The 24,823-nt window shown below is 40.9% G+C and carries 25 protein-coding genes and 1 tRNA gene; 14 read left to right on the top strand and 12 right to left on the bottom strand.

Annotated elements, in window-relative coordinates; all coding sequences use genetic code 11:
- Window positions 1-248: 248 nt before the first annotated feature.
- The 6 genes from ACE1AT_RS29360 (at window position 249) to ACE1AT_RS29335 (ending at window position 3,622) form a co-directional block, all read left to right on the top strand.
- Window positions 249-599, top strand: coding sequence for a filamentous hemagglutinin (locus ACE1AT_RS29360; RefSeq protein WP_374874671.1), 351 nt, complete (start codon window positions 249-251; stop codon window positions 597-599).
- 152 nt (window positions 600-751) lie between these two features.
- Complete coding sequence (locus ACE1AT_RS29355) at window positions 752-1,096, top strand: hypothetical protein (protein WP_374874670.1); 345 nt, start codon at window positions 752-754, stop codon at window positions 1,094-1,096.
- A 171-nt stretch (window positions 1,097-1,267) separates the two neighbouring features.
- Complete coding sequence (locus ACE1AT_RS29350; RefSeq protein ID WP_374874669.1) at window positions 1,268-1,648, top strand: hypothetical protein; 381 nt, start codon at window positions 1,268-1,270, stop codon at window positions 1,646-1,648.
- A gap of 20 nt (window positions 1,649-1,668) precedes the next feature.
- Entirely contained in the window at window positions 1,669-2,079 is a 411-nt protein-coding gene (locus ACE1AT_RS29345; protein WP_374874668.1) for a hypothetical protein, read from the top strand.
- A 355-nt stretch (window positions 2,080-2,434) separates the two neighbouring features.
- Complete coding sequence (locus ACE1AT_RS29340; protein ID WP_374874667.1) at window positions 2,435-2,923, top strand: hypothetical protein; 489 nt, start codon at window positions 2,435-2,437, stop codon at window positions 2,921-2,923.
- 147 nt (window positions 2,924-3,070) lie between these two features.
- Window positions 3,071-3,622, top strand: a complete 552-nt coding sequence (locus ACE1AT_RS29335; RefSeq protein WP_374874666.1) for a hypothetical protein — start codon at window positions 3,071-3,073, stop codon at window positions 3,620-3,622.
- Between the two features lie 102 nt (window positions 3,623-3,724).
- On the opposite strand, the gene ACE1AT_RS29330 is transcribed toward ACE1AT_RS29335, so the two are convergent.
- The 3 genes from ACE1AT_RS29330 to ACE1AT_RS29320 form a co-directional block, all read right to left on the bottom strand.
- A complete protein-coding gene (locus ACE1AT_RS29330; protein WP_374874665.1) occupies window positions 3,725-4,174 on the bottom strand; it encodes a PIN domain-containing protein in 450 nt (149 codons plus the stop codon).
- 204 nt (window positions 4,175-4,378) lie between these two features.
- Window positions 4,379-5,650, bottom strand: a complete 1,272-nt coding sequence (locus ACE1AT_RS29325) for a murein transglycosylase A (RefSeq protein WP_374874664.1) — start codon at window positions 5,648-5,650, stop codon at window positions 4,379-4,381.
- A 69-nt stretch (window positions 5,651-5,719) separates the two neighbouring features.
- Window positions 5,720-7,030: a proton extrusion protein PcxA gene (locus tag ACE1AT_RS29320; RefSeq protein ID WP_374874663.1), complete on the bottom strand. Its 1,311-nt coding sequence runs from the start codon at window positions 7,028-7,030 to the stop codon at window positions 5,720-5,722.
- A gap of 85 nt (window positions 7,031-7,115) precedes the next feature.
- On the opposite strand from ACE1AT_RS29320, the gene ACE1AT_RS29315 reads away from it, so the two are divergent.
- The 3 genes from ACE1AT_RS29315 to ACE1AT_RS29305 all read left to right on the top strand — a co-directional run bounded on the left by ACE1AT_RS29315 (window position 7,116) and on the right by ACE1AT_RS29305 (window position 10,288).
- Window positions 7,116-9,386, top strand: a complete 2,271-nt coding sequence (locus ACE1AT_RS29315; RefSeq protein ID WP_374874662.1) for a recombinase family protein — start codon at window positions 7,116-7,118, stop codon at window positions 9,384-9,386.
- A 161-nt stretch (window positions 9,387-9,547) separates the two neighbouring features.
- Complete coding sequence (locus ACE1AT_RS29310; RefSeq protein ID WP_374874661.1) at window positions 9,548-9,745, top strand: hypothetical protein; 198 nt, start codon at window positions 9,548-9,550, stop codon at window positions 9,743-9,745.
- 231 nt (window positions 9,746-9,976) lie between these two features.
- On the top strand, window positions 9,977-10,288 hold the full coding sequence (locus ACE1AT_RS29305; RefSeq protein WP_017312712.1) for a hypothetical protein: 312 nt from the start codon (window positions 9,977-9,979) through the stop codon (window positions 10,286-10,288).
- On the opposite strand, the gene ACE1AT_RS29300 is transcribed toward ACE1AT_RS29305, so the two are convergent.
- Both ACE1AT_RS29300 and ACE1AT_RS29295 read right to left on the bottom strand, forming a co-directional pair.
- Window positions 10,281-10,508: a hypothetical protein gene (locus tag ACE1AT_RS29300; protein ID WP_026082104.1), complete on the bottom strand. Its 228-nt coding sequence runs from the start codon at window positions 10,506-10,508 to the stop codon at window positions 10,281-10,283. The two genes, ACE1AT_RS29305 and ACE1AT_RS29300, sit on opposite strands and share 8 nt — an antisense overlap.
- A gap of 92 nt (window positions 10,509-10,600) precedes the next feature.
- Window positions 10,601-12,427, bottom strand: coding sequence for a DUF5942 domain-containing protein (locus ACE1AT_RS29295; protein WP_374874660.1), 1,827 nt, complete (start codon window positions 12,425-12,427; stop codon window positions 10,601-10,603).
- A 209-nt stretch (window positions 12,428-12,636) separates the two neighbouring features.
- Between ACE1AT_RS29295 and ACE1AT_RS29290 the strand changes: the two genes are divergently transcribed.
- The 4 genes from ACE1AT_RS29290 to ACE1AT_RS29275 all read left to right on the top strand — a co-directional run bounded on the left by ACE1AT_RS29290 (window position 12,637) and on the right by ACE1AT_RS29275 (window position 14,579).
- Window positions 12,637-13,050, top strand: a complete 414-nt coding sequence (locus tag ACE1AT_RS29290) for a hypothetical protein (protein WP_374874659.1) — start codon at window positions 12,637-12,639, stop codon at window positions 13,048-13,050.
- Between the two features lie 78 nt (window positions 13,051-13,128).
- Window positions 13,129-13,311, top strand: a complete 183-nt coding sequence (locus ACE1AT_RS29285; RefSeq protein ID WP_374874673.1) for a hypothetical protein — start codon at window positions 13,129-13,131, stop codon at window positions 13,309-13,311.
- Window positions 13,312-13,497: 186 nt separating this feature from the next.
- Window positions 13,498-14,106 carry a cytochrome b/b6 domain-containing protein gene (locus ACE1AT_RS29280; RefSeq protein ID WP_374874658.1) on the top strand — a complete coding sequence of 203 codons (609 nt, stop codon included), beginning with the start codon at window positions 13,498-13,500 and terminating at the stop codon, window positions 14,104-14,106.
- 17 nt (window positions 14,107-14,123) lie between these two features.
- On the top strand, window positions 14,124-14,579 hold the full coding sequence (locus tag ACE1AT_RS29275) for a cobalamin biosynthesis protein (protein WP_374874657.1): 456 nt from the start codon (window positions 14,124-14,126) through the stop codon (window positions 14,577-14,579).
- 138 nt (window positions 14,580-14,717) lie between these two features.
- Here the strand turns inward: ACE1AT_RS29275 and ACE1AT_RS29270 are convergent, their stop codons facing one another.
- From ACE1AT_RS29270 to pdhA, 7 genes are all read right to left on the bottom strand, one after another.
- On the bottom strand, window positions 14,718-15,083 hold the full coding sequence (locus ACE1AT_RS29270) for a phage holin family protein (protein WP_374874656.1): 366 nt from the start codon (window positions 15,081-15,083) through the stop codon (window positions 14,718-14,720).
- Between the two features lie 321 nt (window positions 15,084-15,404).
- The gene (locus ACE1AT_RS29265) at window positions 15,405-16,430 is read right to left on the bottom strand and encodes a peptidoglycan-binding protein (RefSeq protein ID WP_374874655.1); all 1,026 of its coding nucleotides are present in this window, start codon (window positions 16,428-16,430) and stop codon (window positions 15,405-15,407) included.
- Window positions 16,431-16,516: 86 nt separating this feature from the next.
- Window positions 16,517-17,791 (bottom strand): M16 family metallopeptidase, encoded by a 1,275-nt coding sequence (locus ACE1AT_RS29260; RefSeq protein ID WP_374874654.1) that lies wholly within the window; start codon window positions 17,789-17,791, stop codon window positions 16,517-16,519.
- Window positions 17,792-17,889: 98 nt separating this feature from the next.
- Window positions 17,890-19,134 (bottom strand): M16 family metallopeptidase, encoded by a 1,245-nt coding sequence (locus ACE1AT_RS29255; RefSeq protein ID WP_374874653.1) that lies wholly within the window; start codon window positions 19,132-19,134, stop codon window positions 17,890-17,892.
- Window positions 19,135-19,422: 288 nt separating this feature from the next.
- Window positions 19,423-19,494, bottom strand: a tRNA-Lys gene (locus ACE1AT_RS29250).
- Between the two features lie 61 nt (window positions 19,495-19,555).
- Entirely contained in the window at window positions 19,556-20,425 is an 870-nt protein-coding gene (locus ACE1AT_RS29245) for an aldose epimerase (protein ID WP_374874652.1), read from the bottom strand.
- A gap of 316 nt (window positions 20,426-20,741) precedes the next feature.
- A complete protein-coding gene (pdhA, locus tag ACE1AT_RS29240; protein ID WP_374874651.1) occupies window positions 20,742-21,779 on the bottom strand; it encodes a pyruvate dehydrogenase (acetyl-transferring) E1 component subunit alpha in 1,038 nt (345 codons plus the stop codon).
- A 577-nt stretch (window positions 21,780-22,356) separates the two neighbouring features.
- Between pdhA and ACE1AT_RS29235 the strand changes: the two genes are divergently transcribed.
- Window positions 22,357-24,660: an IMS domain-containing protein gene (locus ACE1AT_RS29235; protein WP_374874650.1), complete on the top strand. Its 2,304-nt coding sequence runs from the start codon at window positions 22,357-22,359 to the stop codon at window positions 24,658-24,660.
- The last annotated feature ends 163 nt before the right edge of the window (window positions 24,661-24,823 follow it).

The raw sequence follows: 24,823 nt of genomic DNA, 5'->3' as shown, positions 1-24,823 counted from the left end.
TCTGGTCAAAACGTAGAACAAAATGGTGCTGCTGTTGGTACTGCTAACACCGTAGCCAACCAAGCTAGCCAAGGTGCTTTGCAAAACGCCACCGAAATTGCTAACGGTATCCACAACTGCTATTAAGTTTTTAAGTTTTATTGAGCCTAAAGGGATGATGCAACAGAACGCGCATCCCCAACTAAAAAACCACAACTTTCATCCCAGTAATTAAGACACATTAAACAGTAAATATAAGGTTTTAAAAAATGTTGAAGAAATATTTTGCTTTTGGGTTACTGGCTGCTGGTTTGATGGTTGCTCCTGGTGCGGCTTTCGCTGATGTTCAAAGTAGCCAACAAACTACTACTCAAAATGGTGCGGCTGTCGGTACTGCTAATACCATTGTTAACAATGCTACACAAACAACTGTCCAAGGCATTACTAAGATTAAAAATGGTATTTCTTGCCAAGCTACCTTCAATGGTCAAATATCTGATCAGAACCTTTCCCAAAATGGTGCTGCTGTTGGTGTAGTTAATACTGTAGCTAACGTTGGTGGTCAACTGGCTCAACAAACAGCTAATGAGATTGCTAACGGCATCACCAATTGCAACTAAGGTCAACTAAAGTTTACAAGCTGAATAATGGTGATAGGTGAATCTTCCCCCAAACAATCAAAACTGGCTTAAATCAAGAGGCGTTGCCAACCTTAGTTAAGCAACGCCCCGTCAAAATCAAAAACACACAACAACACAAGAGGTAAACAGATATGTTTAATAAAGTTAAAACTTTTGGTTTAGTAGTTACTGCTCTGATTATAGCTCCTTCTGCTGCTTTTGCTCAAAATATTCAAGGTAATCAGCAAAATATTGATCAAGTTGGTGTTGCAACTGGTCGCGGTAATACAGTTGTTAACAACGCTAATCAGCAGAGCATCCAAAACTCAAACAGCGTAGGTAATGGTTACTGTAGACCTGGTGGTAATGTACAGGTTTCCAACCAAAATATCCAACAAACTGGAGTTGCTGTTGGTGAGTACAACACAGTTGTAAATAATGCCAACCAGCTTTCTGTTCAAGACGCGCTGAAGATAGCTAACGGCTACTGTCGTTAAAGTTAACCGTACAAGCCTACATAAGCTTAAGTGATGAGGCGTTGTCTATTCTTTCAGAGCAGTACGGCCATTATTTGATTCAAGCAACGCCAATTCAGTTAAGACCAAGGTTAGCCGAAGTCCTGGTAAAGCAAAAAATCGGTTTTTTCTGATATGTGAGGTATTCACGCCATGCCTGGTAAACGCTCGATTTCTATACTTGCACTCTCTGCGCTGATGGTATTACCTGCCGGAATAGCCACAGCAGGAGACATTGACATTCAAAACGGAAATAGTAGGGTAATAATCGATTCAAACAACGGTGTCACGATTAGAAACAATACCAGACCAACAACAGGCATTTATCCCCTCCGCTTACCTAATTCTGGGGTACGTGTTCAAAAAAATGGTATCTACACTGTTCCGACTGTAAAAATCCCTCAATCCGTTAAAGTTCCTAACAACACACGGAGCTATTGTACCGGCAGAACTTGGTCACAACAAAGTGTGCAAAGTTCTGTCAATGGATCTAACCGTACCTATAGTTCTACAACCACATCTACCTGTAAATAGTTCAAGAGGTTAAAGTCATCATGAATTTCAAATTTCTTTCTCTGGGTTTGTTTTCACTAACAGTAGCATCTCCTCTTTTCGCTCCTGCTTTGACTCGTCCTGCTTCAGCATTAGGCTGTGTTGCAACTGACGTCTCAGTACAAGTGGGAATTAGCGGTTCCAAACAACCAGGTCAACAAAACAATAATGTAGATCAACAGTTTGGAGAAGAATGCCAAGGTAACAGTGTTACCAATACAGCGACCCAAGTCCAAAATGGTAGTGATCCTACTCAGCAAAACCGCAACAGCACTCAAGTTGTTGGTGGTGGTGCAACCAGTAACACTCCTGGTAAAGGAGATGTGGGTGTGAAAGTTCACGTTCCAGTGAATGTATACAACCCTGCCGCTGATCCCAACTTTCTTAATGGTGTTGGTGTTCCTCAACGATAAAGGTGTTCAACAGGATACGAATTCAAATATTAACTTTTCCGAAGTCTTCTGGTGAAAAGGCTTCGGATTAATTAATGTTTTGATTAAAGTATAAACTGGGTTTTTTACGATAGGTTTGAATTAAACCTCGTCCATCTTGAAAAGAGGAGTTTTTCAAAAAGGACATTATGTAGGTTGGGTTACACTCCGTTCCACCCAACCTACAAAACTACAGTTCTCAAAGTAGACGTGGTTTAAGTGCGATCGCTCTATTGTTAAAGACCCGGTTTTTTTGCAACTTGATTTCAACCCAAGTTTTCTACCAGCATTCAAGCAGATAGGTGATTTCTATACCTGCTGTTACCCACATTCAGCCATGAAAAAGCTATTATTTCTGGCCTGCTGTTTAGCTTTGATCGCGACAATTTCCGCAGCATTAGCTCAGAATTTCGTCAGCATCCAAACCTCTTCTGTTCATGTGGACAGCAATAGTGATGATATGAGAAACTCCAGCACTTTTAATCAGCAGTCTAGCTATTCTTCTGGATACCAAACAAGTTCAGTCAATTTAAGTGCTACTGATCTTCGTCAACCCCACATTTTGCGAATTAATACGAACGGTAGCCAATTAAATGGTGACGTTATTCTCGATGGTAAAGTTGTGAAACGGCTTAACGGTAGCCAAGCGGAAATTAATCTATCACCTTTACTATCAACTGGAGAGCATGTAGTTGAAATTTCGGGACGCTATGCTCCTGCATCATCTGGAATCACTGTAGAATTGAGCGGCCCTGGCATGACTTCCTCTCAGCAAACAAGTGGAAATGGCGTTTTAAATTACACTTTAAATTTAAGTGTGCATTAGCACTACACAGTAAATTAATATAGCAAGCCTCTTGCATAAAGGCAGAAAGCAGAAGAGAATAATGCTGATTACGTCAGTATTTTGACGTATTCTTGAGTTTTTATTTGTTTCTGTCACGCTTTACTGAGTAAAAAAAATCTTAACAAGATGATTAAGGGCTTGCTACTGTTGGTGTTAAATAATTATTTAAAACTTATTTCTGCTTCTTTAGTGGTATTGCTTCTAGAAGCTTTAAATCTTTACCCTGCGTATTCCCAAACAGCCAATAGTAATCAATCAGCGACTGTGGGCAATGATTCATCTTTCAATCAACTATTGCAGTCGAGTCCCCAGATTCCTGTAACTAACTCTAATACTTCCTCGAATAACAATAACTCTAACACGATTAAGTATCCCAATATTTATCCTCTCAATTATGTTCCCAATGCCTACGTCAATACTGAAAATGACTTTGGCTTTAATCTTTCCGCAGGTGTGAATACTTTAGACGCTTCCAATGTCACGATTTATCTTGGTGTGATCTACCAACCAGGGCGAACCGAAGACCATAATGCGAGAATGTCTCGTCTGCGTAAAGAAACTGAGTTACTGGAAGTTCACAAAAAAACAATGGAAGCAAATCTGACCTTGTTGCAGAAGCAAATCGAAGAAGCAACGATTCGATTACAGGGCTTACAGCAATCGTCTCCCCAGAAGTAGTTAGGGAGTTGTGAAGAAGGACAAGGAGGACAAGGAGGATAAGGGAAGGGGGACACGGGGGACACGGGGGATAAGGAAAGGGGGAAGAAGCAGGAGTTTTCCTTAGCCAAATCTGGTTATTTGTAGTTGGCTTTCTAAGTTGGCGCGTATCCACAATTCTGCTACTGACCAAACGTAATATTTATGAGGAGTTTGGGTAAAATCACTGAGTTTATGGGTAACAACTGCATCTAGTTCTTCATAAGTAACACAGCTAAGTTCAACAGCAGATTCAAAATCCTCTAAGGTTGAAGTGCGTGCTTGTTGGAGAACAGTTTGATCGACATGACAAATTTTAATTTTTTCTTTTAACCAATCGACTACTATTTCTGCTACTTTATTATCTCGTAAGCGGCTGGCATAAGTGTATATTTTTTGCCACCCAATATCTGTGATGTACATCTGAATCATTGGATGTACTTTGTCTAATAATTTACTAACTTCTTCTCCAAAACCATTACGATTCATTAAAGCTTCTAGTATTAGGTCAGCATCAAATATAATCTTGATCACTTTCAACTCCCGATTGACCGACCAATTTAGCCTATGATGAGATTTTCATAGTGAATCCCACTTCTTAGGAACATACTTATATACACAAATTGAAGGTATGGTATTTCCGATTTATGCAAAATTCGCCATTTGTTATTGTCATTAGTCATTAGTCATTTGTTATTTGTTATTAGTCAGTTTGCTCAGATTCCCCCGACTCCAAAACTACGGTTTGAGTAACAAATAATATAGTTGTCCATTACTAACAGTGACGCCTGCGCGATCGCCTGCTTGTTGACCAGTACCTAAAAAATAGTCCACTCTACCAGCTCCTTTAATCGCGCCTCCGGTATCTTGATCGAGAACGTAACGACTCACAATACGACGTTCTATTTTGCCATTGGTTTCTATAAAAGGAAAATCAGCACGAATTAAGGCTAAAGCACCGGGAGGCATGAGGGATTTATCTGTAGCGATTGAACGTTCAGCCACAAGTGGTACACTAATCGAACCGGTTGCTGGCGCACCATGATTTTCTTGAAAAAATACAAAGCTAGGATCACGGGGAATGTAGACGTTTAACTCTTGGGGATATTTTTGAAAATAGTCAAGGATTTTTGGCATTGTCATCCCTTCTAAGGGTAATTTGCCATCGTTTGCTAGTTCGCGACCAATACTTTTGTATCCATAAGCTGTATTACCGGCGTAGCCAACTGTTGTTTGTGTACCATCAGGAAGTTGTAACCGCGCCGATCCTTGGATTTGGATGATATATGGTTCGAGGCGATCGCGAAACCAAAATAATTCCAATCCCCGGAGTTTACTTTTTTTACCTTGTAAACCATCTGCTCCTTCTAGTTCTAAGCGCGTAGGATGAGGTTTAGCCCAAGATTTTAAATCGGGAGGTAAGCGATAGATCGGATAACGATATTCTGCTGTCGGAGTGCGACTAGCAGAGTAAAGCGGTTCATAATACGCAGTGAACAAAACTGTACCTTTGGTGTCTGCGCCAATAGACTGGTAAAAAACAAATTCCTTGGCGATCGCTGCATTTAATTCAGCAGCAGATTTGGATGTTAATAAAAGTTGGCGGAAGCGTCTCAAACTTTTGCTGATGCGTTGATGGGTAATACCAGATACTTTATATCCTTGGTAAGCAGTAGCAGCAGATTTTGTTTGCAAGTATTGCAAACTGCGATCGACAGCCATTAATAGTCCTTTTTTGTCTGGTGATTTAGCGTTTTCACCCCATATTTGTTCATCTAGACAAGACTGATCAGCCTCGCAACAAGCAAATAAAGGCCGTTGCAAGGATAACAAAGGTAGTGGTGAGGTTTGTTGGGTATCAGAAGATTTTAAGGAAGTTGGTAGTTCCCATTTTGTTAGTCGGCATTCTGGTGGACTGAGTTCCCTATAATTTAGGGATTGTATCGGTACAAAAAAAATTAATGGTACAACAGGGAGACTAAGACACAGAGTAAGAAGTTTTTTTTGCATGGTAAATGTTAGTGGTTAGTAGGAGTCTACACCCCTACTAAGTATCAACAACCAACAAACAACCAGCAACTACTCATTCATATTACGATAGGTAGCAACCGCAGAAGGTGAAATACGATTTAAGTAGCGGAAAATCCAGTATTTGAAGATAGTATCTAAGATCACTGGAAAAGTCGCAATAAATAAGAAGATAAAATCATGATTTGCTGGTAAACCCCAATGACGTGAAATTCCATCTAGAATTACTTCCCAACCGTGAGGAGAGTGGAATCCAACAAAAATGTCTGTGAACAAAATGATGATAAATGCTTTGGCGCTATCACTCAGACCATAAACAATATTATCAAAGAAACTTTTGAGAACAGCGATTTCTCTTTTACTCATTAGTAAAAGAAAGACGAATGCAATTACAGATAAAATATCTGCAAAGACATTTTTGATAGCATTGGCACTTTCTTGACGAAATTCTCCGGCAATTTCTTCAGCTTTTTCCCTCAATTGTGTTTCTATGTTTTCTATTGGTGGACTAACATTACCAAGCAGATTTTCAAACTTAATTTTTTCTTCAAATCTCTGTAACTCTAGCAGTGCTTTTTCTTCCATTTCTTCGTTGAGGAAGACAACCGCTTGCTCAGGTTCCCTGACATGATCAATAATCGGTCCAACAAGGAAAGCTTTCGATAGTTGATGAGTCAGGATTGGCACGATTATTAATAATAATATAAATCTAACCGAAATGATGGTTCTTTTTTGGGCTGTACGAAAACTTTGAACAACATTCTGCTCTGCTTGCGGATCTAATTCTGCTTGGAGACGATTAATAGTATTAAATATTGAACGCGGTAATACACCTGTTGTATCAGTTTTTCCTCGTGGTTCGTTATCTACCTTTTTTCTGAGAATATCTGGTTGTCTCGGTTGAACCACTATAGATTTTGCTGGTACATCTATGGGTTTCGCAACATGATCTTGAGGGATAATTTCTGCGTCAAAGCTATTGTATTTTGCTATGATTTCATCAATAAATCTGAGCTTGTCTAAAATTATTGAAGGTTCAAGAAACTCGATACCTCGTTTTCTGATCGCCTTTTGATTTGGTTCACTTAAGAAATAACGGCTAGCTCTAAACTCTGTTAGCCTCATCCTAATAATTTTTAATTCTTTTTTGAGGTCTGACTCAAAATAATTAATGATGCTGCTACTGTATGTCGTTGAGTTGGAGTCTATTTTGTTACCATTAAAATGCTCATTTTCTATTTTTTGGATTTTGAGGGCAGCATCATACGCTTTATTCAATGAGCGTTCTGGTGTCCGCAAGTACTGTTCGTATGCTGCCCACAAAAAAGAGTATATTTTTTGACCTAAACCTGAGTTATTCATCTTAGGCAATCATCCAGCCTGTTTTGGTATTTTTAACCTTAATTTAACGTACGAGGTATCTTAACAAATTCCCATGAAAACGGTTATGTTTTCTCATTCTGTTTGGATTGTTGGTATGAGTCGCAGTGGCAAAACTGCTCGGTTGGTGGAACAGTTTGCTCGCTGGATGCAAGATGAAAATCATGATCAAGAATCATTTTATACTAAAAAACCTAGACTCAAAAATAGCGATCGCCTACCAAAACGCCTGCATCCTCATCAAACAGAAGGAGCAGTTTTAATTTTGGCTGCTAATGACGATAATAGGCGAGAATTAGCAGATGAGATTGTCATGGCAACCACAGGGAAATATCCTGTACGCTGTAAAACTCCTTTAGGCTTTTTTCAAGATGAGGTAATTTTATTTTGGCCCTTATTGGTGCAATCTTTAAAGTTAAAGGCACAATTTCCTGTCAGATTGCGTCCAGAAACCGAGCAAGAATTAGCAACTAGACTCTGGCGTCCCTACATAAATGAAGAGATTTTACGCCGTGCAGGCACCAATGAGTACCGTTTGGTGCGTCGCATCCTAGACTTATTACAATTGGCTGCTTCCAGTGGCACAGCAGTAGAAGATATTGATAAGGTTTTAGCAGTTGCACTCGCACCACAGGACAGTGACACCAATTTAGAACCAGAATTTTTGTCGGCTTTGCTGCTAGATTGGCGTAACTGGTGTTTGGAGAAAGGCTTACTTTCCTACGGAATTATTATAGAACTTTACAATCAATACCTGTTAACCGATCCACATTACCAACAAAGGCTCATACAACGCTATCAGGGAGTATTAGCGGATGACGTGCAAGATTACCCAGCTGTGGCGCGTCACTTATTTGAGTTGCTCTTAGATAATGGAGCATTGGGAGCGTTTACCTATAATCCTGATGGGATTGTGCGTCTAGGTTTGGGAGCAGACCCCAATTATATGCGAGAGTTAGCAGTGTACTGTCAGCAAGAAACCTTAACTGCCTCACCTGATGATAGTCTGGCTGACAGACTGACAACACCGATGGTAGAAATTATTACAGAACCAATGACGCTATTGAGCTTACCGGAAGTTGTGCAATCGATTCAAGCTACATCCCGCGCTCAATTGTTGCGACAAACAGCCGAAGTGATTGTACAGGCAATTAAACAAGGATTAGTACAACCAGAGCAAGTAGCAGTCATTGCACCCGGTTTGGATGCGATCGCTCGCTATACTCTCACAGAAATTCTCACCAAGCAAGGTATTCCAGTCAAATCGCTCAACGATCAACGTCCCCTGATTGCTTCTCCCATTATCCGCGCTCTACTTACCGTTTTGGCACTAGTGTATCCAGGATTAGGACGTTTGGTAGATCGGGATGCAGTTGCAGAAATGTTGGTGATGTTGAGTAGGGGGAATGCTTCTCGTGGTGCTTTTGCAGACGCGGTTACAGAAGACACGGAGACAGTTAGAGGTGACAACGCACAGAGTCCTTTTGATGAATTCCCCGCGTCCTCTTCTATCTCCTCGTCCGTTCCCACTATCGACCCGGTACGTGCGGGTTTAATTGCAGATTACTGTTTTCAACCCCATCCAGAACGCCCAAATTTATTACCTGTGACAGCCTTTGATCGGTGGGATAGACTTGGTTATGCAGCGACTACAGCCTACAACGAGATTGTAAAGTGGCTAGAAGAACAGCGATCGCAACAGGAATTACGTTTGATTCCTAGTCCGATTTCTTTGTTAGATCGAGCAATTCAGCGCTTTTTGTGGGATGGTAGCAATCTCACCTACGATCAATTGGCAGTCTTGCGGGAATTACTGGAAACTGCTCAACATTATTGGGAAATTGATACCAGACTGCGGCAAATTCCCTCTGATCGATTAGGGGGAGAAGTACCACAAAATACGATTGCTGAATTTATGCAATTACTACAGCGTGGCACAATCACCGCTAATCCTTACCCGATGCGTCCGATGGGAACAGCAGCTAAGGCTGTAACTTTAGCTACTATCTTCCAATATCGTTCCAGTCGGCTTTCTCATCGTTGGCATTTTTGGTTGGATGCGAGTTCACCACTATGGGCTAAGGGTGGTGCAGCAACTTTGTTTGGTGCGCCTTTCTTTCTGAGAGACAGATTAGGCGAACCTTGGACAGCAGAAGATGAACAATTGGCAGAAGAACAACGCCTACGCAGGATTTTAGCAGATTTGCTTTCCCGTGTGTCCGAGAGAGTTTATTTGTGTCACAGTGAATTAGCTGTGAATGGACAAGAGCAATTAGGGCCGTTGTTACCTTTGGTTCATGCTTGTATGTCGGTGGTTTCTGATGGGGTGGGGGTTTAAGTTCCTTAATTGACGGAACCAGCAAAGCCGACAGTGCTGAAATTTATGTATTACCAAAAGGTAGAGAAGCAGCACAAGCTTTTTTAGAAACAATACCAGATGCTCAGGAGGGTTTAGAACGAGTCGGCAACCTCATATATGGCTTTGAAACCCCTTACGGAATGGAACTGCTAGCCACAGTTCATTGGGTTGCAACTAAAGAACCTAACCCAGCACAAGATAGTGAGCAAGTGATCGCTTTAGTCCATGAGTGGAGCGATCGCAAACACAAGTTATTTAAGCCTGAACATATCCGCAAAGCTTGGCAGCGTCTACAAGAGCAAAACTGGCTAAATATCAAAGAGCAAACAACTTTCTGAATATTCTTGATCTGTTAAAGACACGGGCTGATTGTTTGCGATTCGACTTGGTGTCTTGGTGTCTTAGTGGTTAAATTAAGATTTATTTTTTCACCACCAAGACACTAAGACACTAAGAAAACTATGACAGGGCAACTTCAAAGGCTACAATTTATAACTTTTATTGTAAATAGTTGAATTGATGTGATACTTTTATAATCTGAAATTATGCTTACGTAATTGCACAGCCCCATGCCTTTAGCTGTTATTAAATTCTCTAGTGAAGACTGCGGAATTTGCCACAAGATGTCATTTTATGACAAAAAAGTGGCAGAGGAACTGGGTTTAGAATTTATTGATGTCAAAATGCAGGATACTGCTACTTACCGTAAGTATCGTCAGATTCTGTTGACGCAGTATCCAGATAAATCAGAGATGGGATGGCCTACCTATATTATTTGTGATTCTCCAGAAGGAGAATTTCAGATTGTGGGGGAAGTAAAAGGGGGCCATCCTAAAGGTGAATTTAGAAGCCGTCTGCAAGCAGTTTTAGATTCTAATTGAGCAGATCAAACGATTTGATTTCCAAGACAGGGCCAATCATGGCGATCGTCATGACATCTTCGCGGACTTCGCCTGTGACTTTGGCTTTTTGTCCCGCTTTGAGTAAGCTTTTGTCAGCACCTCTAAGAATTTCGTAAGTAGTACCATCATTACTTACTAATGCCCAAGCGCCAGTACCGATATCACGGCGTTCTACTGTTCCTGTGACTGTGATGCTCATTGGCAAAACTCCTTTGTTGTGAGAAAAAAGGGGACAAGGAGGAAACGGGAGACAAGGGAGAGAATAAACACTGATCCCCGATCCCCGATCCCCTATGCTGATTGTTCTTCGTTTTTCACGGCTAAACGAGCTAAACCAAAACAAAGTAGGGCATTAATTATTAGGAAACTGCGAGCTAACATCCCACATCCTAAACCCCAAACAGCCGGATCTAATACTGCACTCACTCCTAAACAAGCGGCGACACCCAAGGATGAACCAATCGCAAACCATTTCCATTGCGGATGTCCTAGCAGTAATACTACTAACACTAGGGGAATGAGTACGCTAGCAAATAAGGGGTTTAAGGTGCTAGTTCCTTGAATGGTGTTACCGAGTTCGGGTATGGAACTACCCAATAAGCGGAAGGGCCATTGCGGTAAGTCAAAAATGTAGATTGATTTGAGGAAAAACAATCCAGAACTACCTGCAACTAAACCACTGAATAAACTCCAACCCCAGGTAAACGGGAAATAAACCCGTAAAAACCAAGCCAACAGATAAGAACCCAATACCATCAAAATCTTGGGTAATAATGCTACTGCACCACCATCAATCCAAAAACCGGGGTTGAAATAGCCATTATCCCGTAACCAACGGAAAAAGTCTTGGAAGCTGATTTGTCCGCGTACGGCGCGTTGAACTGCGGCTTCAGCACTTAGTTGTCCTGCACCATAGTAATTTAAATTATCTTCCCCAATCACTCTGGCTGATTCTTTGAGGACTTGCAAAACTTCATTTGGTTCTTTGACACCAGCAGCTTCGATGAGTGCAGCTACACCCGCAACATGGGGAGCAGCCATACTTGTTCCTTGTAAACCAAGAAACACGGCTTCACCAGTTTCGGGATCGATAGTTTGTTGCAACACTTTACCCGCATCACTACCACCAGGAGCAGAAATATCTACCCCTGCGCCAAAGTTAGAATAGGGAGCTTTTTCGCCATCTGGACCCAAGGCTGATACGCCGATGACGTGGGGATAACGGGCTGGATATGCGGCAGAATTTTGATTTTCGTTCCCTGCTGCTGCTATGATTACTACACCTTTTTTATGGGCATATTCGATCGCATCTTTCATCAGATGGCTTTCACCACCGCCACCCAAGCTCATATTAATGACATTGGCGTTATGATCGGCAGCAAATTTAATGGCTTCAGCGATATCAGCAACAGTACCACCTCCATAGGCACTGAGTACTTTTAAAGGCATGATACTAGCTTCGTAAGCAACTCCGGCTACACCATAATTGTTGTTAGTAGCTTGAGCGATCGTACCAGCCACGTGAGTACCGTGTCCGTTGTCGTCTTTGGCTTCTTCTGTGTCGTTTACAAAGTCGTAACCTTTGACAAACTTTGTTTCTTCTAAGTCACGCACCTTGGTAACACCAGTATCTATAACTGCTACTGTGACGCCACTACCTTTAGTTTCTTTCCACGCACCGACAACACCGATGTTATGCAAATGCCATTGCTTGCTGTACATTGGGTCGTTAGGATCGCTAGCACCAGATATAAACTCCTCATCTGGTACTCTGTCTTCATCTAGTTTGGGAATTCTATAAATATAGTTAGGCTCAATAAATTCCGTTGCTGAGGCAATTTTAGACTTCCGCAGTTGTTTGAGTCGTTTTTTATCGCCTTCGATGATATAGACATTATCCTTGGCGGAGAATTGATTGTCTAATCGGGGTGTGACATTGTATTGTTGAGCGATCGCTTGCAAATTCCTTTGCAATTCTTCTTTGGGAATATTTTCCCGAAAATCCAGCACAATCGTCTCAAATTCACCTTTTGCTGCTAGTCCCTGAAAATTTAGGAAACTAAACACCGCAGCACTCAGCCCGATGACAAACAAGCACAAAAATAAAACCCTTCTCATATCAATTCATCACCGCTTTTTGCCAGTATGCTCATTACGATAACTTATACAGTCCTTCAATGACTGTATTTCGCATCATAGCTACACATAAGAAAATAGTGAAAGGGGTAAAGGTTAAAAGATAATGGGAAAGAGATTTTCTTTGACTCTTGTTCCTTTAACTTTTTCTCCAAAAGTTCTTTTTTCCTGAGTTTAGAGTTAAATCCATCATGGAACACGGTCTATTGTGGCTACCTCTGTTAGCAGCATTTTTCTGGTTAGCTTGGCAAGGTTCTCAAGAATATCAAAAAATTGAAGCTTATCGAACCTGGGCAGAGCAATTTGACAAGGCGAAGTACGATATTTATGCGGTACTCGGTCAAAAAGGTAACTCAATTACTTGGGGAAAACCAACACCAAAAGGCCCGATTAAATTAGAAACATTTTCTTTGGAGCATGTTCAACAAATACGCCTTTTGGTGGATGATAAAACTGTTGATATGCAGCAACTACCAGAAAAAGGTCGGACTATTGAGGTAGAATTTGTATTTCCTCAATCTGCAAACTCTGTGCGAGTTCCCTTTACAGAAATTCCTTTAGCCGCAGAATGGGGTAAATATTTGCAAAGTCAATTACATCAGTAAATACTCAACAGTTATCAGCGAATATAGCATTTCTAAATTATTCGTGAACAACAAGCAACAAGATCCCTGACTTCTTCTGTGAAGTCAGGGATTGGGAAAAGAACTGCAAATGCGATTCGTGGTGATTTGGAATTAATTGAGATTTCAGAAAAATCTACTACTGTTAAATATTATTCTGGCTGGGTAGATGAAACCAATTTGAATCCTTATTTAACAGTCTTACCGCAGACACAACCGCAAAACAAACAACTAAATCCTTGAGCTGCGATCGCCAAGCGATTGTAAATTATAAAACAATACAGATCAGTTAAGGTTCTTGGTATGATTTTCCAATATGTAGAGACGTTGCAATGCAACGTCTCTACGATTTTTTTTGGTTGATAAATTATCCTATGCATTTTTTAAGTAAAAATAAATAATATAAATCTCATTTAACAAACTTAGATCATGCCTAATTCTCAGCCATACCAGCCTTTAGTGTTACGAATACTCCACTCTATCACTGCTTTATTGATTATTGGTGCGGCGATTACGGGATTTTTGGTTTATGACAGTTGGGATCGCAGATTTGGTGGATTTGCTTTCACACAAGCAAATCGAAATTTAATTGATATACATGGTACTTTTGGATTTTTTATCTTTTTTGTTGCCCTACCAATATTTATTATTTACTGTTTGAAAGCTGGGAGAAATCGTCTATTCCAAAGAAATACATTACAGCAATTGACTTTAGTAGGCAAACCGATTTGGTGGTACACTTTACAACGTCTTGCAAATACTGCAATGTTAGTGGCTGCTATATTTGCCATGATTTCAGGTAAGTTTCAAGATGAAAATTGGTTGCCAAAGGGAGAATTAAACCATATCTGGTATTATATACATTTAATAGCTTGGGTAATAGTAGTTTTAGCACTTGCGATTCATCTGCTAATGAGTGCTAAAGTGGGAGGCTTACCTCTTTTATTTTCCATGTTTGACACAAAGTATCGCCCCGCAGATAGTCCGCGATTATGGCGTGAGAAAATTATGAATTGGTTGCGTCGCCCTAGTTTGTAATTATTAGGTAATCTCAATTGGTGTTAGCAGAATTTTCTCTCGAATTCAGAAATTTGTGGGTGGGAATTGGTTATCAAAGAGGTACTTCACGAGAATTAATAGAAGCAGCGATCGCACATGTGTTTAGAGAAAATCAACTTTCCCAAAATGCGATCGCAGGTGTTGCTACTATTAATAATAAAGCCGATGAAGTTGCTTTGGTGGAACTTTGTAGAGAAAACAACTGGCTCATTAAAACCTTTGCTGCTGAAATTCTTTGCACAGTTTCTGTTCCTAATCCTTCCCAATTGATTCACAAACACGTAGCAACTCCTAGTGTTGCTGAAGCTGCTGCTTTATGTGCAGCCGGATCTAAACTTTTGTTAGTTCCTAAACAAATTTTTCGTTGTGCGATCGATAATCAAAAGTGTACGGTAACGGTAGCTATTGCTCAACTGGAGAAAAAGTTTAAAAAGTTAAAATATAAAAGTTAAAATAAATTTTACATAAATCAAATTAAGGACTTAACACCGATTTTCTTCTTCTTGGTTTTAACTTTTAACTTATTTGGTGAAGACTGTGAGGAGGATGCAATAATAATTAATTAGCGATTGACGATTGACTAATAACAATTACTCAACAACTCTTAAAAGATAATTAATTATACTAGAAACAATTGATAGTACAATTGAACCTAATAAAGCTGCTATGGGGCCTTGAATTACAAAACCATAACTGGGAGTCAAAAAGCTAGCTAACCATAAAGCAAATGCATTGATGACAAAGGAAAATAAACCAAAGGTCAGCAGGGTGATCGGAAAGGCTAATATTCTTAATATTGGACGAATGAAAGCATTGACAATCCCAATGAATACAGCAGCAATCAAGGCTGTAACAAAACTATCTACCTTAAAGCCAATATCGAAATGCTGAAGAATATTAGCTGTTATTAGCAATGCAACGGCTGTTCCAAGCCAAGTTAATAAAAAGTTTTTCATACCCTGTTTAATTGTGATTTGTTTGTTCTTCTAGGATTTCCCTAAAATCGGTAGATGAGCATATATAAATAATAATGTGCAGCAAGCGATTCTTACTGCTTCAAACTTTAATAATAAGTGCTAAAGCGCATACTACAAACATTTTTATATTTTTTGTAGGTATAAAAATGTACTTTTTAATTTAAATATTGGTGATTAATTATATCTATTAGTGACACAGAACCCCGATTTCTCTAATAAATCGGGATTCTTGTTTTTTCAGATTCGCGGAATTGAAAAAGAGTCTATTTTTCACGATAGAATCTTTTTTTCAAGTAATCACTAACGCCGTCGTAGCAAAATTTCCCAAGTTGCACCACCAACTACACCATCAGGTTCAATATCATAGCGCTCTTGTAAAGCTTTAATTGCTGCTTCGGTTTCTTCGCCAAAGTCGCCATCAGCATCAGTTTTGAGATAACCAAGTTTTCGGAGCCTTAGTTGCAATCTTCTGACTTCGGCATTCTTCATTCCTGGGCGCAAGATCGGATATCCTTTGGAAGTATATTGAACACCAGGAATTTGCTCGAAACGCGGGGTTGGCTGAGTACGTTTAGTTGATTGAGAACGTGTAGAACGTGTACTTTGTTGGGTGCGTTTAGTTGGCTGGGAACTTGTGCTTTGTTGAGAACGATTAGATGATGATTGGGTGACAGTTTTCTTTTGAGAATTAGTAGATGTGGTTTGTTGTGGTGGTGTTGCTGGTTTTGGTTCGGGAGGGGTAGTCAGTGTTGTGGAATTATTTGCAGTTTGAGTTGTAGTTGCTGTGGAATTATTTGCTATCTGAGTTGTAGTAGTTGTAGAGTTGTTGACAATCTGAGTTGGAACCGGAAAGTTATTGGCTGAATTGGTGACAGTTGTGGTAGAAGTAGGGGAAGGAGATGATGCGATCGCTTCACCAGGAAAAAGTTTTTGCCATGTAATAGCATCAACAATACCATTGGCATTTAAGCCAGCAGCTTGTTGAAACTGAGAAACTGCTTTGGCTGTTGTTTCGTTATAAATTCCGTCTATAGCACCTGTGTAGAAGCCTAAAAGTTTCAGTGCTGCTTGTAATTCTGATACCGACTGTCCTTGGCTACCTAGTTGTAAGTTAGGGCGAGTGATGCTAACTTGAGCTATTTGGGCGATTTGTGGTGATGGTGCTGCAAATGCTGGTACAGCAGAAGCAGTCAACAGCAGAGGTGCAGAGGAAAATAGCAGCAATTTGATTCCTAATAAGCATTTATCCCCCTGCTTCTGTCTGAATAAACAGCATTTTACAAATGGGTTTAGCGAACTTAAGTAGCCAAAGAAACTTGCTGTCATGGAACTCTACCCTCGCTAAAGTCGATGGTAATACTCTATACGGCAAAAGGTGGCAAAATGCAAGAGCAAAAAACTGATACTTGCTACTAAAGAACTGCATTTCTAACTGCTTCTTCTTGACCTACCAAAGATACATAAGGTTTCTGTAAATAACGAGAAGCTATGGTCATCGCATCATCAGCATTAACATTAGCAATTAGTTCCTGAAATTCCTGGTCAAATTCGATTCCCAATCCCAAAATTTCATACCAGCCATATATTTGAGCAAGTTGTCCATTAGTTTGCTTGCCCAAGGCGTATTGTCCTAAGATTTTATTCTTTGCTGCTTGTAAGTCTAGTTCTGTAAGTGGCTTATTATACAGTAAATCTACTTCTGTGTGCAGACCAGATAGAGCAACTTGAGTATTTTCGGGAGCCGTACCCATATATACTACGAATGTGGCAGGAAACAGCCGTGTGGGGTATGAGGCGGATACTTCGTAAGCTAAACCTCGCTTTTCTCGCAGTTCTACAAATAAGCGGCTGGAAAGTCCATTGCCTAAGTATGTAGATAATAACTTCAAAGCAGCGTAATCTGGAGAAGTGACTGCTGCGCCAATGTAACCCAGCATGACGATTGATTGTTGTGTCTGTTGGGGTAGTATAACCTGTTGTGGCTGGACGGTAAGATTTGGTAAATTCAGTTTAGGTAGTGGTGTATTAGCAGGTGCTTGCCAATCACCAAAGACTTCTTTGACTACTGCAACAGCATCATCTAGGGTAATGCGACCAGCAATACTAATCACCAAATTATCTGGACGAAAATAAGTTTGGTGAAACTGAACTAAATCTCCACGGGTGATACAACTCATAGTTGATTCATTTCCCAGTGCTGACATAGCATAGGGATGATCTTGGTACATCACTTGGCGTAGTTGCTCAAAGGCGATACTAAAGGGATGTTCTTTTTGAGAACGAATATCTTGCAAGGCGATGCGTCGTTCTAATTCGACTTCTACTTCTGGCAAAGTAGGCGATCGCAATATTTTGCCTGCTAAAGCTAAAATATCAGCAAAATCTGATGTCACCGTCTTTAAAGACACCTGAAAATAATCAGCAGCAGTATCTGTGCTTAAATGTGCGCCGATAGACTCCACCTGTTCGGCGATTTGCAAGCTGGAAAGTCCCTCACACCCTTTTGTTAATACCGCAGACAGCAAATGTGCTAATCCTGCATGTTCCCGATTTTCGTAACAGCTACCAGCACGAATAAAAATCCGCGCTGCAATGATATCTGCTGTAGGATTTTCTGTCAGAAGTAATACTATGCCATTATCTAAGACTGTGCGGTGAATATGGGATTTTTGTAAGGAAGTGGTCATTTTTTGGTCAAGGGTCAAGGGTCAATGGTCAGTAGTCAATGGTCAATGGTCAAGGGTAAAAAACTTTGGACTTTTGACTCTTGACAATGGACTCTTGACTAACAAGGCTTTAATACCGTAACTACGTAATGATTGGGTGAAAGAAGCTCTTGTGCTAATTGTTGCAGTTGTTGCGTATCAAAGGACTGGATTTTTTCGGGATAGGTCATCGCTAATTCTGCTTCAGCAATGGTGTTGTAGTATCCATATAGTCCTGCTAGTTGATTGGGTGTTTCTGTGGAGAAGGCAAAATCATTACATAACAGGCGTTGACAACGAGTGAGTTCCTGGGGGGAAATACCATGACTCAGTAAATCCTCTAGGTGGAGACGAATTAAGGACTCGACAAGTTCCAGATTTTCTGGTTCTAACCAAGCAGTAATGGTAAATAAACTCGAATCTCTTTGGAGGGAAAAATTACTGCATATACCCTGGACTAATTGCTGTTCTTCTCGCAAGTCTCTAACTAAGCGTGATGTCCGTCCTTCTGCTAGTAAAACTGAGAGTAAATCTAATCCGTAGGCGCTGCAAAGTTGTTCGACTCCTGGCCCCGTCCACGCCATCATCAATCGTGCTTGTTCCAGGCGGGGTAAATCTAGCTGTTGGCGGCGAATTCCTGCGATGATTGGTCTTGCGACTTCTTCTGTTGGTGGACAATCACAACAGCGATCGCCAAAATTATTAAATGTACGGTTCACTAATTCTAGAGCTACTTCTTGGGCTATTCCTCCAACAATCACCACCGTCATGTTTTCGGGTTGGTAATAAGTGCGGTGAAAGCAGCGCATTTGTTCTGGTGAGTGCTGCATGAGTTCTTGTTCTGTACCTAACACCGGACGCCCGTAGGGATGGCGCTGATAAACACTCTGGAGTAATGTTTGAAATCCTATCCAATCAGGATCATCTTGACAAAAACGAATTTCTTCTAAAACCACATCTCGTTCACGGCTAAATTCATCTTCAGGAATCGCCGCATTTTGCAATAGTTCTGCTAAATAAGGGAGAGTTTCTTCGATAAAACTGGCTGCTGTAGTAATAGAGTAATGGGCATAATCATAGCTAGTAACCGCATTAGCTACCCCACCCCTGTTTTCAATTTTTTGATCAAATACTCCTGGTAGCAGGTTTGGAGTTCCTTTGAAGATCATATGCTCTAGAAAGTGAGCCATACCAAACCAAGAACTGGGTTCAATCCTAGCACCGGCACGCACCCAAACATCCGCTACAACCACAGGAGTGTCAGGAATTTCTTGATGGATAAACGTTAAACCATTATTGAGTGTAAAGACCGAGGTTGAAAACACGGTGTTGATGGGTTTTGGTAACAATAAGTTTGAAAGAGGTAATCACAATGTATCGCAATTTTGCAATCCTAACTCTTGTGTCAACACAAATTAGCATCAATTGATACATTTTTTGATCTCTGCTTGGTCAATAGTATTCGGTTAAGAATTTTTCGTCATAATTTTGATCATGTAGAGACGTTGCAGTGCAACGTCGCTACTTATCCGAACCCTATTGTCTCCTCTGTATCCCCACGCATGAATGCAGGGTCTAGAGAGCGAAAAGTTTCGGTAATCTGAAGATTTATATGGGTCGCCTGGGATTCGAACCCAGAACTAATCGGTTAAAAGCCGAGTACTCTACCATTGAGTTAGCGACCCGTTGCCAGCGATTTGCAACTTTATTAATATATCATAAGAAGTCCCAATTTTGTAAAGGGGTTTAGAAAAATTTTGCCAAAATTCTCACACTCGCTGCACAAGTGGCTCCTGGTTGCAAAATTGTCAGATGTTCACCAGTGTTAATGGCGTTACGAGGCGCACTCCACGGTTCCAGACAATAGAAGTCTTTGCCCTTGAGTGTCCAAAACACGAGGGTAGAAAATATATTGTCAGATTCCAGCGTAAGTTTTAATTTGCGGCTATTGTCACTCACACTAGCACATTGACTACCTAGTTGCTTAAATGCCACATCAATTTCATCTTGATTGAAATCAAATTTACCATCAAAAGCATGAGTTTCTTTGCTTCTTTGATCTTGATACTCTTGAGCAGGAATTTCAAACTCTAATTGGGTTTTATCCTGTGTGATCAAGTAAGGATGAAACCCAAAAGAAAAAGGCATTGTTTCCAAGGAGAGATTGGTATATTGTTGCTGAATTTCTAAGGTATTGCCTTGGATTTTATAACTGAAACTTACCTGAAAATCAAAAGGATATACTGCTCGTGTTTGCTCGTTGCTATTGAGGGTAAGAGTAAACCTTGCTGCATTTTGCGTAACTTGGTCAGTTACTTGCCAAGGTAAATCACGAGCAAAACCGTGTTGTTTCAAAGTATATTGCTTACCGTTGTAAGTGTAACTATTTTCCGGTAAATTGCCGCAAATCGGAAACAAAATCGGGATTCCACCCCTAACACTCAACTCTGGGTTAGCAAACCTTTCTGTATCTAAATAGAGAATTTCTTGTCCTTGAACACGCCAGCGAGTGATGATACCGCCCCGTTCTGGAACAACTTCTAGCTGAGAGTTGGCGGTTTCATCCGTGAGGATGTAGGTTTTGTATTGTTGTTGTTGAATAGATATAGAAAACACGGCTTTGGAATGATGAATTATAAGTAAGTTCGCGCAAATAAAGCTAGCTAGTTGGGGTCGTCATTTGTCCATTGTCATTAGTCATTGGTAGAGACGCGATCTTCCTCGCATCTCTACTTTTCAGGCATATTTATTTTTCGTAACTCGCGTTATATTTATTCTCATCGACTTACTTAAATGATGAATTATGAATTTATGAAAATTTTCAGCATTCATAATTCATAACTCATAATTTCTACGATAAGGAAGTAAAGGTTTAAAGCCTCGCCTCTTGTAGGCGAGCTGCTTTCTCCTGTTAAGAGTTCCCTATTCCCTTTCATTTGTCTTCCGCAAAAATGTAGCGATAAAGTTCGCTGGGATCAGGTTCCGGGCTACTTTCAGCGAATTTCACTGCTTCTTCTATTTCTTGCTGGATTTTGCGGTCAATCTCTTTTAATTCTTCCGCCGTTGCCAGGTTTCTTTCTGTAAGATAAGTAGCAAATTTCTTAATTGGATCGCGGCTAAACCAATATTCTTTCTCATCTTTGGTTCGCAGTTCGTCTGGATCTGCCAAAGAGTGACCCCGGAAACGGTAAGTTAGTGCTTCAATCAAGGTCGGGCCTTCACCGGCACGAGCGCGGGCTACGGCTTCCTGTGCGACTGCACGCACTGCCATAATATCCATACCGTCTACTTCCACACCCACCATGTTGAAGACGCTGGCTTTTTTATAAATTTCTGGGTCGGAAGTTGCTCGTTCATGGGCCATACCAATAGCCCATTTGTTATTTTCAACGACGAAAAGGACTGGCAATTTCCACAGCGCAGCCATATTTAAGGTCTCGAAAAACTGACCGTTGTTGCAAGCACCGTCGCCAAAAAAGCAAGCTGTCACTTGATCAGCACTGGCGTCACCCAGAACCTCCCGACGGTATTTACTTTGAAAAGCTGCCCCAGCAGCTACAGGAATACCTTCAGCGACAAAAGCATAACCACCCAGCAAACCATGTTCAGCAGAGAACATGTGCATGGAACCGCCACGTCCTTTACTGCAACCTGTGGCTTTGCCAAATAATTCTGCCATGACCTGTTTTGCTGGTACTCCGGCACTCAAAGCATGAACGTGGTCGCGGTAGGTACTAGAAACAAAATCTTCTCCCGGTCGCATTGCTCCTTGGATCACACCTGTGGAGACTGCCTCTTGACCATTGTACAGGTGGACAAAACCAAACATTTTGCCTCTGTAATACATTTCCGCGCATTTGTCTTCAAAGGTGCGCCCTAGTACCATATCTTGATACAACCGCAGCCCCTCTTCTTTATCAATCTGGGCGGTAGCAACGTCAAATGTCGGTAAAGTGCGTTCTTGAACCATTATTTTTTAGTATCCCTGTAGTAACACTTAAAGTTACCATGCTTAAAAGAATTGAATAATTTTGAACTCAAAAAAAAGAGTTAAAAATTAAACAGTCATTGGCTATTACTGTTTTATGTTTTTTCTGGGAAAGGTTAAGATAACAACCTTAGACCCAAGACTACCAACCAGGATAGCTTGCTTTCTGCATACTCATTAACAAATTCAAAAATTCTATCTTTTATGTTTTTACTTCTCTAGATAATTGCCATAAACATCCAACTATGTTATACTTCGGTTCGCTTGCAAGCAGAAGCAAACCTACGAAACGGTATCTGTCTGATGGGATGTTGGGAAACTTCCCTCAGCATCAGCCGCAGGAATGCTTAAAAAATACATTCCAAATAGAGGAAAATAATAAATATCTGCCAACAGAATATGATCGGCGCTGCCGTCAAAGACATTGGAGAGGCAGAAGTAAACTTGTTGCAAAACACACTTGTTGTGTGAAAACAACGAGTTATTATTATGGCACGCTTTTACACTCTTGGAATACTCTCTTAAAATTATGTCGATCGCGCTGCAGGGGAAGTAGGCTGTGCGAATTCCGCTAGATTACTACCGAATTTTAGGACTGCCTTTGGCGGCAAGTGAGGAGCAATTGCGGCAGGCGTATAGCGATCGCCGACAGCAATTGCCGCGACGCGAGTATTCCCAGGTAGCGATTAACTCTCGCAAACAACTGATTGAAGAAGCTTACGTGGTTTTATCAAATCCCAAAGAACGCAGAGCCTACGATCAAAGTTATCTTGCTCATGCCTATGGCCCCGATAGGGAACACAATGCTGGCGTGACAGTAGAAAACCGTGCTGGTGACAATGGCTTAATTGAGTCTCAAGGTCTGAGCATCGAAATTAACTCAGAAGAATTAGCAGGTGCTTTGCTGATTCTCCAAGATTTAGGGGAATACGAACTAGTACTGAAGTTAGGTCATCCATACCTGACGAACAATAACGGTAGTGGTTTGCAAGCAAGCAACACTTTAGAAACGGGCGAATATAGTGATATAGATCCTCAAAGACCAGATGTTGTTCTGACGGTTGCTCTGGCGTGCCTAGAATTAGGTCGAGAAGAATGGCAACAGGGTCATTACGAAAATGCTGCTGCTTCCCTAGAAACAGGCGATGAATTGCTAGCACATTTTGGATTATTTCCTAACGTTCAGTCTGAAATTCAAGCGGATCTTTACAGACTGCGACCATATAGAATTTTAGAGTTACTTGCCCTGCCACTAGAAAAAACTGCCGAACGCAATCAAGGATTGAAGTTATTACAAGAAATTTTAGGCGATCGCGGCGGTATTGATGGCGCAGGGAATGACTACTCTGGTTTAAACATTGATGATTTTTTACGCTTTATCCAACAACTGCGTAACCACCTGACAGTAGCAGAACAACACCAACTATTTGAAGCTGAAAGTAAGCGTCCTTCTGGTGTAGCTATATACTTAGCTGTTTATGCATTGATAGGACGGGGATTTACCCAACGTCAACCAGCTTTGATTTACCAAGCTAAACAGATGCTGATGCGTCTAGGGAAGCGCCAAGATGTGCATTTAGAACAATCGTTATGCGCTTTGATGTTGGGTCAAACAGAAGAAGCTACCCGTGCTTTAGAACTGAGTCAGGAATACGAAGCCCTAGTTTTTATTCGGGAAAATTCTCAAAACTCTCCCGATCTACTTCCGGGCTTGTGTTTATACGGTGAACACTGGTTACAAAACGATGTTTTTCCTAACTTTCGAGATTTAGTCAAGCAGCAAGCTTCCCTGAAAGATTATTTTGCTAACCAGCAGGTACAAGCCTATCTCGAACAGCTATCGACGCAAGTAGAAACCAATTATGAAGGGTCAAAAACTAACCAACCGTCATATCCTCAAATTCGGATAAATCGCCAGAATCCCCGCAGCGATACTAATATAGTCTACGGTCAATTCCCAGGTGACAGAAGCAATTCTGCAAATTCTCCCCAAACTCAGTCATCCTCGTCCTTTCAAGTTTCACCTCCTCATTCAGAGCGTGAAGACACAAGAGTAGACATGCCCTTTACACCTGTTTCGGGCGTGGAACGCGCTAGCAGAAGCAATGACTATCAGATGAATGGTTCCGCTAGAGCTAGTGTACCCTCTCAACCACCAACCTCAAGAAGGCGCAAACCTAGCCCATCTACTTATGCTAGAGAACGTCATTGGGAACAGCGTCCACCTGCTGCACGGCGACGGCGTTCTGCTACTCGCGGCGTCAATCCCAACAAGCGGTTATTGTGGGTAGTGTTGACTAGTTTGGGAAGTATATTAGTTTTATGGCTAGCGATTTCAACGACTGTAAAATTCGTCCATAATGCCTTGAGACCAGCACCTGCTTTACAAGGTAAACAGTTATTAATACAACTAAATGAACCACCACTACCTATCCCTGACCGTAATAGCAAACCCCTGTTTCCAACAGGATTGTTAACAGAAGCGACAGCAGAAGAAATAATTCAGACTTGGTTAGCAACTAAATCTGCTGCCTTGGGGCCAAATCATGAAATTGATAGTTTAGATAATATTTTAATAGACTCAGCCCTCACTCAATGGCAACTCGTTGCCAAGGAAGATAAGGCTGATAACCGTTATCGCAAATATCAACATACTGTTAAAGTAGAATCTCTAGAGATCAATCCTACGGATCAGGAACATGCTGCGGTGCAAGCTTCTATAACTGAAGCAACCAGTTTTTACGAAAACGGTCAACTGAAAGAGAACAAGTCCTCAACTGAAACGGTCAGAGTTAGATATAACTTGATTCGTAAAACTGATGGATGGCGTATCCGCGAAATATCTGTTTTAAATAAAGTCTAAATATATTTGTTAGTTGTTAGTCAATTGACAATAGTTAATTGTCATTAGTCATTAGTCATTGGGGATTTGTTTTTCTCCGCGTCCAGTGCATCTCCCTGCTAAGAGCTACCTGCTCCCTTGTCTCCCTTGTCCACGCCACGTGCTACAACGCTCTTAACCCGCA

The organism is Pelatocladus sp. BLCC-F211, assembly GCF_041928655.1.
Taxonomy (GTDB): Bacteria; Cyanobacteriota; Cyanobacteriia; order Cyanobacteriales; family Nostocaceae; genus Pelatocladus.
The sequence above is the reverse complement of the archived record's forward strand: the minus strand, read 5'-3'. Positions and strand labels throughout refer to the sequence as shown.

Bases quoted from the DNA above. Each gene is read 5' to 3' on its own strand.
- ACE1AT_RS29360 (WP_374874671.1), top strand. From the start codon at position 249: ATGTTGAAGAAATATTTTGCTTTTGGGTTACTGGCTGCTGGTTTGATG.
- ACE1AT_RS29355 (WP_374874670.1), top strand. From the start codon at position 752: ATGTTTAATAAAGTTAAAACTTTTGGTTTAGTAGTTACTGCTCTGATT.
- ACE1AT_RS29350 (WP_374874669.1), top strand. From the start codon at position 1,268: ATGCCTGGTAAACGCTCGATTTCTATACTTGCACTCTCTGCGCTGATG.
- ACE1AT_RS29345 (WP_374874668.1), top strand. From the start codon at position 1,669: ATGAATTTCAAATTTCTTTCTCTGGGTTTGTTTTCACTAACAGTAGCA.
- ACE1AT_RS29340 (WP_374874667.1), top strand. From the start codon at position 2,435: ATGAAAAAGCTATTATTTCTGGCCTGCTGTTTAGCTTTGATCGCGACA.
- ACE1AT_RS29335 (WP_374874666.1), top strand. From the start codon at position 3,071: ATGATTAAGGGCTTGCTACTGTTGGTGTTAAATAATTATTTAAAACTT.
- ACE1AT_RS29325 (WP_374874664.1), bottom strand. From the start codon at position 5,650: ATGCAAAAAAAACTTCTTACTCTGTGTCTTAGTCTCCCTGTTGTACCA.
- ACE1AT_RS29320 (WP_374874663.1), bottom strand. From the start codon at position 7,030: ATGAATAACTCAGGTTTAGGTCAAAAAATATACTCTTTTTTGTGGGCA.
- ACE1AT_RS29315 (WP_374874662.1), top strand. From the start codon at position 7,116: ATGTTTTCTCATTCTGTTTGGATTGTTGGTATGAGTCGCAGTGGCAAA.
- ACE1AT_RS29310 (WP_374874661.1), top strand. From the start codon at position 9,548: ATGGAACTGCTAGCCACAGTTCATTGGGTTGCAACTAAAGAACCTAAC.
- ACE1AT_RS29305 (WP_017312712.1), top strand. From the start codon at position 9,977: ATGCCTTTAGCTGTTATTAAATTCTCTAGTGAAGACTGCGGAATTTGC.
- ACE1AT_RS29300 (WP_026082104.1), bottom strand. From the start codon at position 10,508: ATGAGCATCACAGTCACAGGAACAGTAGAACGCCGTGATATCGGTACT.
- ACE1AT_RS29295 (WP_374874660.1), bottom strand. From the start codon at position 12,427: ATGAGAAGGGTTTTATTTTTGTGCTTGTTTGTCATCGGGCTGAGTGCT.
- ACE1AT_RS29290 (WP_374874659.1), top strand. From the start codon at position 12,637: ATGGAACACGGTCTATTGTGGCTACCTCTGTTAGCAGCATTTTTCTGG.
- ACE1AT_RS29280 (WP_374874658.1), top strand. From the start codon at position 13,498: ATGCCTAATTCTCAGCCATACCAGCCTTTAGTGTTACGAATACTCCAC.
- ACE1AT_RS29270 (WP_374874656.1), bottom strand. From the start codon at position 15,083: ATGAAAAACTTTTTATTAACTTGGCTTGGAACAGCCGTTGCATTGCTA.
- ACE1AT_RS29265 (WP_374874655.1), bottom strand. From the start codon at position 16,430: ATGACAGCAAGTTTCTTTGGCTACTTAAGTTCGCTAAACCCATTTGTA.
- ACE1AT_RS29260 (WP_374874654.1), bottom strand. From the start codon at position 17,791: ATGACCACTTCCTTACAAAAATCCCATATTCACCGCACAGTCTTAGAT.
- pdhA (WP_374874651.1), bottom strand. From the start codon at position 21,779: ATGGTTCAAGAACGCACTTTACCGACATTTGACGTTGCTACCGCCCAG.